Source organism: Staphylococcus sp. HMSC65H10 (genome assembly GCF_001839185.1).
Taxonomy (GTDB): domain Bacteria; phylum Bacillota; class Bacilli; order Staphylococcales; family Staphylococcaceae; genus Staphylococcus; species Staphylococcus simulans.
In genome coordinates, this window is the sequence record NZ_KV840424.1 from 179,295 (window position 1) to 193,599 (window position 14,305).

The 14,305-nt window shown below is 36.4% G+C and carries 13 protein-coding genes and 1 pseudogene; 10 read left to right on the forward strand and 4 right to left on the reverse strand.

What is annotated here, in order from left to right; translation table 11 throughout:
- Positions 1-54: 54 nt before the first annotated feature.
- Positions 55-2,010 (reverse strand): LPXTG cell wall anchor domain-containing protein, encoded by a 1,956-nt coding sequence (locus HMPREF3270_RS12535; RefSeq protein WP_070849265.1) that lies wholly within the window; start codon positions 2,008-2,010, stop codon positions 55-57.
- 143 nt (positions 2,011-2,153) lie between these two features.
- On the reverse strand, positions 2,154-2,930 hold the full coding sequence (locus HMPREF3270_RS13655; protein WP_083326849.1) for an HNH endonuclease: 777 nt from the start codon (positions 2,928-2,930) through the stop codon (positions 2,154-2,156).
- Positions 2,931-3,111: 181 nt separating this feature from the next.
- Between HMPREF3270_RS13655 and HMPREF3270_RS12545 the strand changes: the two genes are divergently transcribed.
- Positions 3,112-3,849 carry an NAD-dependent protein deacylase gene (locus HMPREF3270_RS12545; protein ID WP_002480254.1) on the forward strand — a complete coding sequence of 246 codons (738 nt, stop codon included), beginning with the start codon at positions 3,112-3,114 and terminating at the stop codon, positions 3,847-3,849.
- Between the two features lie 115 nt (positions 3,850-3,964).
- Here the strand turns inward: HMPREF3270_RS12545 and HMPREF3270_RS12550 are convergent, their stop codons facing one another.
- Complete coding sequence (locus HMPREF3270_RS12550; RefSeq protein WP_070849267.1) at positions 3,965-4,645, reverse strand: type 1 glutamine amidotransferase domain-containing protein; 681 nt, start codon at positions 4,643-4,645, stop codon at positions 3,965-3,967.
- 344 nt (positions 4,646-4,989) lie between these two features.
- Between HMPREF3270_RS12550 and HMPREF3270_RS12555 the strand changes: the two genes are divergently transcribed.
- On the forward strand, positions 4,990-5,943 hold the full coding sequence (locus tag HMPREF3270_RS12555) for an LLM class oxidoreductase (RefSeq protein ID WP_070849269.1): 954 nt from the start codon (positions 4,990-4,992) through the stop codon (positions 5,941-5,943).
- Positions 5,944-5,947: 4 nt separating this feature from the next.
- Positions 5,948-6,187, forward strand: a complete 240-nt coding sequence (locus HMPREF3270_RS12560) for a DUF896 domain-containing protein (RefSeq protein ID WP_002480257.1) — start codon at positions 5,948-5,950, stop codon at positions 6,185-6,187.
- A gap of 86 nt (positions 6,188-6,273) precedes the next feature.
- Here HMPREF3270_RS12560 and HMPREF3270_RS12565 read toward each other — a convergent pair whose 3' ends face one another.
- Positions 6,274-6,855 carry a histidine phosphatase family protein gene (locus HMPREF3270_RS12565; protein WP_070849272.1) on the reverse strand — a complete coding sequence of 194 codons (582 nt, stop codon included), beginning with the start codon at positions 6,853-6,855 and terminating at the stop codon, positions 6,274-6,276.
- Positions 6,856-7,150: 295 nt separating this feature from the next.
- Between HMPREF3270_RS12565 and HMPREF3270_RS12570 the strand changes: the two are divergent.
- The 7 genes and pseudogenes from HMPREF3270_RS12570 to HMPREF3270_RS12600 all read left to right on the forward strand — a co-directional run bounded on the left by HMPREF3270_RS12570 (position 7,151) and on the right by HMPREF3270_RS12600 (position 14,075).
- A pseudogene (locus tag HMPREF3270_RS12570) lies at positions 7,151-8,108 on the forward strand (NAD(P)-dependent oxidoreductase).
- Positions 8,109-8,120: 12 nt separating this feature from the next.
- Entirely contained in the window at positions 8,121-8,480 is a 360-nt protein-coding gene (locus HMPREF3270_RS12575) for a cupin domain-containing protein (RefSeq protein ID WP_002480260.1), read from the forward strand.
- A 186-nt stretch (positions 8,481-8,666) separates the two neighbouring features.
- Positions 8,667-9,290, forward strand: coding sequence for a LysE family translocator (locus HMPREF3270_RS12580; RefSeq protein ID WP_070849275.1), 624 nt, complete (start codon positions 8,667-8,669; stop codon positions 9,288-9,290).
- A gap of 232 nt (positions 9,291-9,522) precedes the next feature.
- Positions 9,523-10,047 (forward strand): VOC family protein, encoded by a 525-nt coding sequence (locus HMPREF3270_RS12585; RefSeq protein ID WP_002480262.1) that lies wholly within the window; start codon positions 9,523-9,525, stop codon positions 10,045-10,047.
- Positions 10,048-10,171: 124 nt separating this feature from the next.
- The gene (locus HMPREF3270_RS12590) at positions 10,172-10,912 is read left to right on the forward strand and encodes an SDR family NAD(P)-dependent oxidoreductase (RefSeq protein WP_070625213.1); all 741 of its coding nucleotides are present in this window, start codon (positions 10,172-10,174) and stop codon (positions 10,910-10,912) included.
- A 207-nt stretch (positions 10,913-11,119) separates the two neighbouring features.
- Positions 11,120-12,361: a quaternary amine ABC transporter ATP-binding protein gene (locus HMPREF3270_RS12595; protein WP_070849279.1), complete on the forward strand. Its 1,242-nt coding sequence runs from the start codon at positions 11,120-11,122 to the stop codon at positions 12,359-12,361.
- A gap of 7 nt (positions 12,362-12,368) precedes the next feature.
- Entirely contained in the window at positions 12,369-14,075 is a 1,707-nt protein-coding gene (locus tag HMPREF3270_RS12600; RefSeq protein WP_256324383.1) for an ABC transporter permease/substrate binding protein, read from the forward strand.
- Positions 14,076-14,305: the final 230 nt, after the last annotated feature.

Consider the following 14,305-nt stretch of genomic DNA (forward strand, 5'->3'; position numbering starts at 1 on the left):
GACCAAAAGCTGGTTTTGAATGGAGCGTATTTGTTTTAACTCGATTATGATTGATTAAGATTGTTTCGCTTTACGACGTTTCACAAACCATGTAAGGCCACCACCGATGATAATTAACGCAACACCTAATGGTAAAGCAGATTTTTTCGCTATTTCACCTGTAGCTGGTAAATCAAAGTTACCTTCGTCATCAAATAGCCCACTTAAGAAATCATCAGATGAACTGCCTAATGACAACGCGCGGCCTTGTGATGGATTCGGAATATCAGGAATACCATCTAATACGCTGCCACCATTCGCTAACTTGTCTAATAAACTTGGCCCACCGAATAAACCAGATTTACCACCTAATAAGCCTTTATCTAGTAGACTACCGTTAGACTGACCTAGCAAGCTTGGCGTGTCTTTTAACGGATCAAAGATATGACGGATATCTGATTTTAATCGCGTGATATCACGGTCCGCTTGAAGTAAATCGTTAAGCGGTTGATCAAGTCCCGATTTGAGGACACTTAACAATTCAGCTTTCGCATCGTCTTTTTTCGCAATCACATTCGCCAATGCACGTGCTTTCGCATCATTGAATTTTGTGGCTAAAATCGTTTCAATCGCTTGGCGTTTATTATGTGCTTGGTCAATCACGTTGCCGATAATCTCATCCGCTGAAACATCTGAACCGTAACGTTGTTTTAATAGTTGAACGAGTTCAGCACTATCTGGACGTTTCGCCATAATTTGACGTGCCATATCTGCCGCTTCGTTCTTATCAAATTTCGTCGATAACAGCGTTTGAATTAATGCTTCTTTATCATCCGCTTTATCAAACATAGATTGAAGCAAGCTGTCACTTGTGAATGAACCAAGTCCGTCTAATTGACTCAACACTTGGCTCGCAATTTGCGCATCTGTTTTACCTTTTGTATCAATGCGGTCAATAAGTTGTTGTGCACTTTGTTCATCTACAGTGCTGCCGATAATATCTTTAACAGCTTGTTTTTTATCAGACGCTGATTTTAAATGGTCTGAAATAATCGCATCTTGTTGCTTCAGACTGCTTTTTGTTTTCTCAATTTCATCTTTTAACTGTTGTGCTTTATCTTGTGAAATTTCGCTGCGTTCAGCTAATCTATTTTCTAACGTTTGCAGATTCGCTTCTTTATTTTGGACATATTGGTCTAAATCTTGTTTCGTTGTTTCTCGTGCAGTCGTCACACGGTCAATATCTTGTCTAAGCGTACTCAATGCTTGTGAAGCTTGTGTATTCTCTTCGTTCGCTTTAGTTTCCTCATTGTCAGAACGGTCCGCTTCACCATCATTTAGTTTCCCGTTATCAACTTTATGAGAAAGTGCTTCTAAATCTGAGATAAATGCATCAATACTTTGATTGGCTTTTTCCTGATTTAATTGCGCATCTGCCACTTGTGATGAAGGGCTTGTATCACTTGATTGTGCTTGTTGTGAAGCTTGGTTTAAATCTTCACGCACCTTTTCTAATCGATCTGACACAGCAGTATCTTCCGTTCCTTGAGTAGTATTAGGTTCAGGTTGTGTCTCAGAACGATTTGCGTCTTCTTTTAATAGTGAAGCTGATTGTTCATCATTTTGAGTAGATGTATTGGATTGTGTTTTATTATCTTTCTCTAAATCAGAAGTTGCTTTCTCTTCTTTAAGTTGCGCTTCTTTCTCTTTCACATCTTTTAAGATTGCGTCTATTTGTGATACACGCTCAGCCTTATTGATATCTGTTTTGAATTTAGTTTTGTCACTGTCATTCATTGTTTTAATACGATCGATTTCTTTTTTTGCTGCTTCTATACGCGACTTGAGTGTTGTGGTATTAGAATTTTGTGTAGCTTTGACATCTGTCTGATCTTCCGCAACCACAGTAGGTGCAGACGTTAAGTTGTAACTTAATAATGTCGTACTTAACAATACAACAGCACTTGAAAACTTAAATGAATGGCTTAATTTATTTTTATGATTTAAATCAGGGTATCTCTCTTTTTTCATTCACTTCACCTTTCCTCATCACTATACAGTTATCATTATATTAGTTTACACCTATCATTCAAAGAGGAAACTATCAATTGATTTATTTAATCAAATCTACATAGTTAGGAATCAACAATAGAAATAACCCTGCATTATATAATCTATCTAGCTTTGTTGATTAATTGTTTCAATTCATCGATTTCTAAAGGGCTATCTTTCTTTCTATGAATCATTCTATGACAATTTGGACATAGTGGTACTAAATCGGTTTGTGGATTAACATTAACTTCTTTTCTACTGATATACATCGGTTTAATATGATGCACTTCAATAAATCCTTTACCCAATTCTCCATAGTAGTCTTCAAAGTTAAACCCGCATACTTTACATGTCGTACCATGAATTTCTATAGCTTTTCTTCTTAGAGCTTTATCCCTCTCAAATCTAGTACCATAGCTTTCTATGAGTTTACCTTCCTTATACAAGAAATTTTCTAATTCATTTTCTTCAGAAATAACATTTTGTCCATCATCAAAACTATCTAAAATAAATTCTAGCAATTCATCCTTTAAGGATCTCGGTCCTTGAACATTTCCTTTTAATCCATAACCTTGAAGTTCTTTCAATGTTATAGGAGTTTGTATTTTACTTTTTAATAATTTTAATTCCATGTAATTTCCATAATTGACATAGTTTTCAGTATGAATCATAAACTCTTTATCTTCCATGGACTCAGTTGGTTTATTTACATTATTAATCACACACATATACATAATCCCTGAATATGGTTTGCTTACGTATATAAATACTTTATCTCCTGGTCGTGCTGACTTCATATTGTTACTTTGTTTCCAATCTACAACCTCTAACTTATTAAATGCACCAATTACATCATATGATTTTACATTACACGGTATAATCCAATATTTATTGCTCATATCACACCTCCATTTTTTTATTTTTTATTATTATAATTTTCCCATCCTTACATCATACTAATTATATAAATTTGAACTTTACCCTTTTCTATCTAACTTGCTTAAACATCCCCTTAATCTTAGAATTAATATGAGTAGATCAATACACGAGATGTATTGAATAGTTAATGGAGTGATCAGTGTGAATGCTAAAATTGAGCAATTAAAAGAGATTATTGACAGTTCGAATAAAATCGTCTTTTTCACAGGTGCAGGTATTTCTGTTGCGAGTGGTATTCCAGATTTCCGTTCTGTCGGCGGTTTATATGAAGCTGTCGCAGAAAAAGGTTTATCTCCGGAATATTTATTAAGTCATGACTACTTACAAGATAATCCTGTAGGCTTTATGGACTTCTGTCATGAGTATTTATTATTTGCGGATAAAAAACCGAATAATGTGCATGAATGGATTGCACAGTTAGAAAAAGAAAATCGTTCACTCGGTGTTATCACACAAAATATTGATGGTTTGCATTCAGATGCAGGCAGTGAAAATGTAGATGAGCTACACGGTACTTTAAACCGCTTCTACAGCATCAACAACCCTAACGATGAGTATTCAAAACCTTACGTCATCGACCATCATTTACGTAACAGTGAACAAGACGGCAGTCCAATCAGACCAGATATCGTCTTATATGGCGAAATGTTAGACCAAATGACAATTATGAGCGCCATCAGCAAAATCAAACAAGCAGATACACTCGTTGTCTTAGGTTCATCACTCGTTGTACAACCTGCCTCTGGTTTAATCTCAAACTTTGAAGGTGAAAATCTTGTCATCATTAATAAAGATGTGACACCTTATGACAGTGACGCAGATTTAGTCATTCATGATGATATGAAACATGTCATCAACGAACTCAATAAAATAGATTAATCCAAGTGGTTAATCTCATAATATTAAGCAACCCTCTGAGCATAAACTTCATACTCAGAGGGTTTTGTTTATCTTAATTTAGACATCCTTAATAACGGACAGTCTTCATTCATTTTTATTTCCCTAAAGCTTTCAGCGTATCTAACGCAACTTGTTGGGCTGATTGAGGGTTTTGACCTGTGATTAATCGACCATCTGAAACTACAAAGTTTGACCAGTCGTCACCTTTCTCATAGCTTGCGCCTTTATCAATTAAGGCATCTTCTAATAAATAAGGTAAGTTATCTGTAACACCCATTTGTGATTCTTCACTGTTAGAGAAGCCTGCGACTTTCTTACCTTTAATTAAGTTTTGGCCATTATCTTTAATGTTTAATAAACCTGCTGGACCATGACATACAGCTGTGACATAGCCATCGTTAGAATAGATTTTCTCAGCTAATTCAATGAGACCTTTATCTTTTTCAAAGTCCCATACAACACCATGACCGCCTGCGTAATAAATCACTTCATATTCATCTGGATTTACTTCTTCTGGTTTCAATGATTCATTTAACTGTGTCATGAATTGATGGTCTGTATAATACTTCCAATCTACATCAGACATGAAGTCTTCTTGTAAACTTGCGGGATCAATTGGCACAAAGCCACCTTTAGGACTTACATAATCAATTTCATAACCTGCTTTATAGAACTCGTCCGCAAAGTGTACAACTTCTCCAAGCCAAGCACCTGTTGGACGTGGTAAATCTGGATATTTTGATGTGTTTGTGACTGCTATTAGAATTTTTTTCATTACGCTTCACCTCTCTCTATTTATTCACTGATTTGGAATTGATTAATCATAGCTCACAATTAAAATGTTCACTGTTGATCAGTTTTAACAATGTTGATATTCAGAAATTTAATTTCGTTCACACCGTCATAATCGTTAAAAAACCCCTTAAAAGTTGTACGCTTTATTTTTGTTTTTTATTTTAAAACCGCGTCAAATCAACGTTTTCGACCTTTTTTGACTAAATCGATAAACCGCGTGAGCATAAGGTTTGTGTTAGTTGTGTATACGTTGTAGAATAATTGTAGACAATTTGGTTAGAAGAACTAAAGTTTGTCAGATTAATCAAGTTAGGAGGGATAGACGTGACAACAATCGAACAACACAATGGTTTCAAGCGGACGTTTCAAAAGGGTCATTTAACCTTAGGTTTAAACATTCCTTTTGATAACTCTGAAAAAATCGCATTGTCGTTTGATCAACAAGCAGAATTAGCGCAATATGCTGAAGAACTTGGATTTACAAGCCTATTTGTGCGAGATAACCCATTATATAGTCCACACTTAGGTCCAGTAACGACAAACTACGATCCGTTTGTATTTTTAACTTACCTCAGTGCTAAAACGAATAAAATTGCTCTCGGAACAGCTAGTATTGTTGCGACATTACGTCATCCAATTCACGTTGCTAAAGCAGCCGCTACTCTTGACTTGGTGTCAAACGAGAGATTTTTAATGGGACTGGCAACTGGAGACCGTTCTTTCGAGTTTCCAGCTTTCAAAGTCGAGGAGAAGAATTTGCATAATCATTTCAGAGATGCTGTTTCTTCTTTGAATGCACTGTGGCAAGACCATTCTCCAAACATTTCAAACTCAATCTTTGAGCTATATGAGGATTCTGGTCTGCAAGTTTTACCAAAACATCACCATATCCCGATTTTTGCGACGGGAAATGCGAAACAAGATTTAGACTGGATTAAAGAAAATATGGATGGTTGGATGTTTTATCCCCAAGAATTCCAAATGCAGAAAGCTTTACTACAAGCTTGGCATGATAATGATGTATTCAAACCATTCATGCATCCACTCGCATTAGATTTATCAAAAGATCCAAATGAAAAAATCAAACCCATTAAGGGTGGCTATAGATTAGGCAGAAATACTTTAATCAATGTATTAAAAGCATATGAACGTATCGGTACAAACCATATCATGTTGAAATTAGTCACACGTGAAAGAACGTACCAAGATATTATGAAAGAATTGGGCGATTATGTGATTCCACATTTCCCACCAAACGAAATCAAGGAGGAACAATAATAATATGAAAATTTTAGATAGAATTAATGAACTTGCTAATAAAGAAAAAGAAATGGTATTGAGCACTTCAGAAAAACAAGAACAACATGAATTAAGACAAGAATACCTTAAAATGATTCGTGGCCAAGTTGTGAGCACATTCTCAACATTGAAAGTTGTAGATCCACTTGGCGAAGACGTAACACCAGATAAAATTTATGAATTACGCGAAGAAATGGGTACTTTAGACTTAAAACCTGAATAAAAATTTTAAAATAGATGAATAGCAAACCTAAAATAGTAAAGGGTTGGACACTTCTGATGGAGTCGTCCAACCCTTTTTTCTTTGGATTAAGCAGGATGAATTGCTTCTATAAATGTAAAAGTTTCATCCTCATATTCAAATTTTAAAATACAACAATTCGTTATCTTTATTTGTTTTACCGCTTCTATCGGCAAACAATAATGCGCAAATAAGAATAAGATATCACCATGACTCGCTGCTACTACATTACGATGCGTCGTCTCTTTTAATACGCGATGTAATGTCTTCACAGTACGTGTTTGAACTTCTTCCATCGTTTCTCCGCCATAAGCCGCAAAGAATGAACCAAAATCAACTACGCCATTTTGATGTGGCGGATTCAATAATTCCGGCTCTCCTTCAAACAATCCATAATTCCATTCTTTAATCCCTTTTAATCTTGTATAGGTTTCATTTGGAAATAAAATTTCTAACGTGTCAGAGGCACGTTCTTGTGTAGAAGAGAATAATTCATAATCTGTCAGGTTTAATTGATCGAAATACAGCTTCGCTTGTGCAGCTTGTTGTTTCCCTAGTTCTGTTAACGGTGAATCTGAAGCACCTTGAATCTGATGTTTCTTATTAAATAACGTTTGTCCGTGTCTGATTAAATATAATATCTTTTTCATGTTGTCTGCTCCTCATTTTAGTCATTTCATGATCAGTATGTCTTTGTTTGTACTAAAAATGATTGATATTCCCTTTCATCATATCGAATCTATGACATAGTGGGTGCTATACTTTTTTACGATTTTGATACATCTTTTAGTGGTTTCATCTGATTATGTAGCACTTTTGTTCATTTCGCACAAAATAGAGGTGTGAGTTTAGCACTTTATGCACTTCTAATATTCTGATTCCATGATAAGCTATAGATAAAGATTGTGAAAGTTTTCACAAAGTAATTAAAAGGAGCGATTGAATATGACAAAAGTATTAGTAGCAGGTGCGATTCCAGAGGCGGGATTAAATCAACTTAAAGAAAATTTTGAAGTAGATATGTACACTGGGGACAAATTAATCACTGAAGATGAATTGATTGAACGTATTAAAGATGCCGAAGGCTTAATCAGTTTATTATCTACAAATGTAAGTGAAAAAGTTATTGAAGCTGCACCGAACTTAAAAATTATCGCAAACTATGGTGCGGGGTTCAACAACATTGATATTCAAGCAGCTAGAGCACGTGGTATCGATGTTACTAATACCCCGATTGCCTTCAACTAACGCAACAGCTGACCTGACAATGGGTATTTTATTAGCGGTAGCACGCCGCATCCCTGAAGGCGATCAGTTATGCCGTACAAAAGGCTTCAACGGCTGGTCTCCACTCTTCTTCCGCGGACGTGAAGTCTCAGGCAAAACTATCGGTATCATCGGACTAGGTGAAATCGGTTCAGCAGTTGCTCGCCGCGCAAAAGGTTTCGATATGGATATTCTTTATTCTGGTCCATCTCGACATGAAGAGAAAGAACAAGAACTTGGTGCACGCTATGTATCACAAGATGAACTGTTGAAAGAAGCTGACTTCGTCGCAATCAACTGTTCTTATAACGAAAGCATGCGTCACATGATTGATTATAACGAAATTAAAAAAATGAAACCAACAGCGTACTTGATTAACGCATCTAGAGGTCCAATCGTATATGAAGCTGAATTAGTTAAAGCTTTACAAGATGGTTTAATCGAAGGTGCCGCATTAGACGTCTTCGAATTCGAACCAGAAATTACTGAAGAACTAAAATCTATGGATAACGTGGTCATTACACCACATATCGGAAATGCGACATTTGAAGCACGTGATATGATGGCTGAAATTGCCGCAGGTAACGTTGTCAAAGCGCTCACAGGTGACACACCGGATTATATTGTAAATAAATAGGAGTGATAATCAATGGTCGACACACACCAACGCTTTTTTAACATGAAAGATCTACCACGCTTCTCTGAGGAAGCAGCACAAAAGACAGTCTTTTATCAATCTGAACATTCAGCTGGTGCCGTTTGGTGCATGAAACCAGGTCAATCTCTACAATGTCATACCCACCAAAACGCAGATGATGTATGGATTGTGACACAAGGCGAAGGCACATTCTATACAAACGGCGGTCAGGAAAGAACTATCAAAGCGGGCGACATCATTGTATCATTACCTGGCGAAGCACATGGTATGACGAATACAGGAGACGAAGACTTTATCATGCTTGGTTTCGCAACACCGATGCCATTAGACTTTATTCCATACGAACACTAAGTAAACCAACCAAAACTACTATCTTAAAATAAACCATAACCTAACCCAACTTGAGATGAATGATATTACTACCCATAATGTCATTCATCTTTTTTATGTTCTGACACGATTTTAAATTTCCGGTCTCATAGCGTGATAAGACATGCTAAGATAGAGGCATTACAATTTTAAAGGGAGTGCTCGATTATGGATTCATTGATCAGTTTCATTTTAATTTCATTGCTGATTATCGTTATTCCTGGCCCTGATTTCTTCATCGTGGCTACGAATACAATGAAAGGCAGTACTAAAAATGGCGTAATGGCTGCATTAGGTATTTCTTCTGCACATGTCGTCTACTCTGCGATTGCTGCACTTGGTTTAATCTTTATCTTAACGAGCTCATATTATGCGTTTATCACGATTAAGTTCCTTGGTGCCATTTATATTGCTTACTTAGGTTTGAAAACTATCTTAAACGCACGTAAGGCAAGCCATATTACTACATCATCAACTTACCCTATCAGACACATCAGTTTGTTTAAATCGTTTAGACAAGGCTTTATGAGCACGATTTTAAACCCTAAAGCAATTCTCTTTTACATATCTATCTTGCCGCAGTTTGTGACTAAAAGCGAAGGTTCATTAAAAATTATCGCCCTATCGGCACTCTTTATCGCACTGGTCTTTATTTGGTTTTTCATATGCAGTTTCTTATTCACACATATCAAGAAACTCTTCAATCAACCTACTTTCAAAATGGTATTTGACTATATCGTCGGTGTCATCTTAATCGGACTGGCAATCAGTATTTTAAAATTTGAACGTTAATTTACACGCAGGTTATTTAAAATGACCTGCGTTTTATGATTTGAAAAGCTTTATAAATCGTTAATCACTATAAATATTTATGATTATGTTAATATGGATGATGGACGTCAACTAATAATTTTGCAAACATACTTTTACTGTCACTTATATATTTATTGAATACTTTAAGCATAATAGACACAAGTCAGGTAATACTACAAATAGAGAGATAGATTAAGAAAGAAGTGATTAAATGGCGATTACAAGAGGAATTAATCATATCGGGTTAACTGTGCCGGATATTGAAGCAGCAACACGGTTTTTCAAAGAAGCTTTAGACGGTAAGGTGGCTTACGATAGTCAAACAGAAATGGATCAACCTCGTGGCGGTAATGATGTAGAGCGTTTCTTAGATCTTGAATCAGGCGCTAAAATCATTAAAAAGCGTATGATGGTTTTCGGTAATGGCCCGAATATTGAAATGTTTGAGTTTGTCCATGCGCATCAACAAGCACCTGCGGCACTTCAAGATATCGGATTTACGCATCTTTCTTTTTATGTCGACGATTTTGAAGAAGCACTCGAGCGTATGGTGGAAGCAGGTGGCGAACCCGTTTCTGAACCGCATGAGAATACACGCTATGAAGATTCTGTCGGAAACGAAACTATTTACATTAAAGCACCATGGGGCAGCTTAATCGAGCTTCAAACCATCCCAAATGGTTACTATTATCCTGAAGATAGTGAAGCTGAAGTCTTTATTCCTAAAGAAGATTAAACTATGAAATTAAAATATCTGAATCGTGACACATAGAATATATCAGCTAAGCTGTTTTGATGATATTAAGTCGGTCATATCTTAAGATAGATATACTGTATATTTTAAAGAAAGGTGATTTACTTTGGGTAAATTAGATAATAAAGTCGCAATCATTACTGGAGGGTCTTCAGGTATTGGAGAAGCAGTCGCAAAACGATTCGCAGCTGAAGGCGCTAAAGTTGTGATTGTGAATCGTCATAAAGAGAAAGGCGAAAAAGTGCTCAAAGCGATTGAAGACAATGGCGGCACAGGTCTAGCGTTAGGCGTAGACGTAACGTCTAAAGATTCGGTGGAAGAAGCGGTTAAAACAATCAAAGATCAATTCGGCACAATTGATATCTTATACAATGGTGCTGGTGTTCATGATGGTTATAAAGATGCTTTAGAAACAGACGAAGACACATTTGATTTATTAATGGGCGTCAACGTAAAAGGTGCTTACCTATTCACACACGCTGTCTTACCGACATTCTTAGATAATAATAGCGGTGTCATCATCAACGTAGGTTCACAAGGTTCATCTATGGCAGGTGTCGGCGGCAGTACGTATGTCACAACAAAACATGCGATTGCCGGCTTCACTAAACAACTAGCCTATGACTTTGGCTCTAAAGGTATCCGCGCAAATCTCTTGTCACCAGGATTTATCGAAACACCTATGACAGAGGGTGTTGATGAACAACGTACAAAAGATATTCCAGCTCAACGTGCAGGTAAACCAGAAGACCTCGCATCAGCTGCAGTCTTCCTTGCCTCTGATGAAGCAGCTTATGTCCAAGGCGCTGAACTTAATGTAGATGGCGGTTGGACTGTAGGAAGATAAAATAATGAATTAAGAAAATAAGCTTTAAAAGCACTGTATAACTGATTTAATCAGCCTTATACAGTGCTTTCTTACTATATAAGAAAAAAATATTCAAGTATATTATTGTTTATTTTTATTTATTTGTACCACTAAGAAAGTTGTTTCATCTAATTAATATGGTAACATTAAATAAGAAAATGATTTTTAAAATGGAGGAGATTAACTTTGAGCAGAGTTCGTGTAAGGAACTTGACCAAAGTCTTTGGCAGAAATAGCCAAAAGGCACTTAAAATGGTTAAAAACGGAGATTCCAAGCAAGAAATTTTTAAAAAAACAGGTGCCACTGTTGGTGTTTACGATGCAAGCTTTGATGTAGAGGACGGAGAAATATTTGTGATTATGGGACTCTCCGGTAGTGGTAAGTCTACATTAGTCCGCTTGATTAATCGTTTGATTGAACCTACTTCAGGAAGCGTGTACATAAATGAAGATGATGTATCAAAAATGTCTAAAAATGAATTACGCGAGGTGCGTCGGACTAAAGTCAATATGGTTTTCCAAAACTTCGGCTTATTTCCTAAACGTACTGTATTAGAAAATGCAGAATATGGATTAGAAATACGGGGTGTAGAAAAAGAAAAACGCCGTAAACAAGCAGAAAAAGCTCTAGAAGATACTGGATTACTTTCATTTAAAGATCAATATCCTAATCAGCTTTCTGGCGGAATGCAGCAACGTGTAGGTCTAGCACGTGCACTCGCAAATGATTCTGAAATATTATTGATGGATGAAGCTTTCTCAGCACTTGACCCTCTTATCCGTCGAGATATGCAAAATGATTTACTCGAACTACAGCGAAAAGTAAAGAAAATTATTATCTTTATCACCCATGATTTGAATGAAGCTTTACGTATTGGTGACCGTATTGCTTTAATGCGTGATGGAAAAATTATGCAAATTGGTACTGGTGAAGAAATTTTAACGAATCCAGCCAATGACTTCGTCAAAGAATTTACGGAAGATGTTGACCGTTCTAAAGTACTGACTGCAGAAAATATTATGGAACCACCACTTACGATTAATGTCGAAACAGAAGGCCCTAACGTAGCCTTGCAACGTATGCGTCAAGAAGAAGTCAGCATGCTGCTAGCCATTGATCGTAACCGTAAACTAAAAGGTAGTATCTCTGCTGAAAGTGCATTAGAAGCCAGAGAGAAAGGTCTATCTTTAAAGGATGTTACGAATGATAACGTTCAAAAAATTAATAAAGACATGTTCGTTAGCGATATTTTCAATATTATTTATAACTCCCCTGCACCGCTTGCAGTAGTAAGTAAAGAGAATGAACGTGTGATTGGTGTCGTGGTCAGAGGTAGTGTTATTGGGGCAATGAGCACTAAAAATATCACTGTGGGAACAGATACTTCTTCTGATTCTGAGAAAGAAGAGGTGAATGCAGATGCTTAACTTTTCAATGAAACAATTACCTTTTGCAGAATGGATTGACGCTATCGTAGATTGGCTGACTGATCATCTGTCAGGTTTATTTACAGTATTAAGGATTGCTGGAGAAGCAGTGATGAACTTCATGACTATGATTCTAACAGCTATTCCTCCTTTTGTTATGATGGCTATCTTAGTCATCGCAGCTTTCTTTGTATTCAAACGTAAGTGGGGCTTTGCCGCATTCACTTTAGTCGGCTTACTGTTTATTTATAACCAAGATATGTGGACCGATTTAATGAACACAATCACTTTGGTCATTATTTCCAGTTTAGTCGCTGTTATTATCGGAGTACCTTTAGGTATCCTGATGTCTAAAAGTGATACAGTAGAAAAAATTATCAAACCTATATTAGACCTTATGCAGACAATGCCTGGGTTTGTATACCTCATCCCTGCTGTCGCATTCTTTGGTATCGGTATGGTACCAGGGGTTTTCGCATCTGTTATCTTCGCATTGCCACCAACGGTCAGAATGACGAACTTAGGGATTCGTTCTATCTCTACAGAGTTAGTGGAAACATCTAATTCATTCGGTTCTACTGCTTGGCAAAGATTATTTAAACTTGATTTACCTATGGCAAAAGAAAACATATTCGCAGGTATTAACCAAACGATTATGTTAACACTTTCTATGGTAGTTATTGCTTCTATGATTGGGACACCTGGACTTGGGCAAGGTGTTTTAGCTGCTGTACAACGTTCAGAAGTCGGTAACGGTTTTGTGTTCGGTATTGGAATTGTAGTCCTTGCTATTATTATCGACCGCTTCACTCAAGCTTTAAATCGTCCTAAAAACACTAGAATGAGTAACAAGAAAAAATGGATTATCACAGGCATTATTGCACTTATTGCTTTAATTGTTATTTTGCTTTCTATTTTCTTCTCACCAACTAAATCTTCAAACAAAGGTACAATCACGTTAGCTTATGCGCAACAAGATGATCAAATTGTTTCAACAAACGTGATGAAACAAGTGCTAGAAGAAGAAGGTTACACAGTTAATACAACATCTTTAGATATCCCTGTGGTTTGGGAAGCTGTAGCTAAAGGAGAAGCGGATGCTATGACTGGACCATGGCTTCCTGTCACACATGAAGCACAATATAAAGAATTCAAAGACGAGTTAGATGACTTAGGGCCACATATTGACGGTAAAGCTAAGCTTGGACTTGTCGTTCCTTCATACATGGATGTAGACTCTATAGAAGATTTAGACAATCAAGCTAAGAAAAAAATAACAGGTATAGAACCAGGTGCCGGGATTGTTAAGGCCACAGACAAAACAATCAAATCATACCCTAACTTAAAAGGTTGGGAACAAGTCATCTCTTCTACAGGTGCAATGAACGCACAATTAAAACGAGCTGTTCAAAATAAAGATGAAATCGTGATTACAGGTTGGAGTCCATACTGGATTTTCCAACGTTACGACTTAAAATATCTAGATGATCCAAAAGGAACTATGGGTAGAGCTGAAAGCATCCATACGATGACACGTAAAGGATTAAAAAAAGATATGCCAGAAGCCTATAAAATCCTAGACAATTTCAAATGGGATGTAAAAGATATGGAATCTATTATGTTAGAAATTGAAGATGGTAAAGATCCAGAAAAAGCAACAAGCGAATGGATTGAAAACAATCGAGATAAAGTAGACAAATGGAAAGAGAAATAAGATTGTATAGTCATAAACTTTAAAGCTATACACATAATAAAACTCTGCAGCATCACTGACTTAACCAGTGTACTGCAGAGTTTTTTCTTTCAAAATATCAATATCTCAAAAAATAATAAATACCAAATGCTACAAGATAAATAACTAAGAATATCACAAAGTTCAACACTATCTTTACAGGCCATGATTTTGAGCCAAAACATTTCTTAGTTATTGTAGAGCTAATCAAC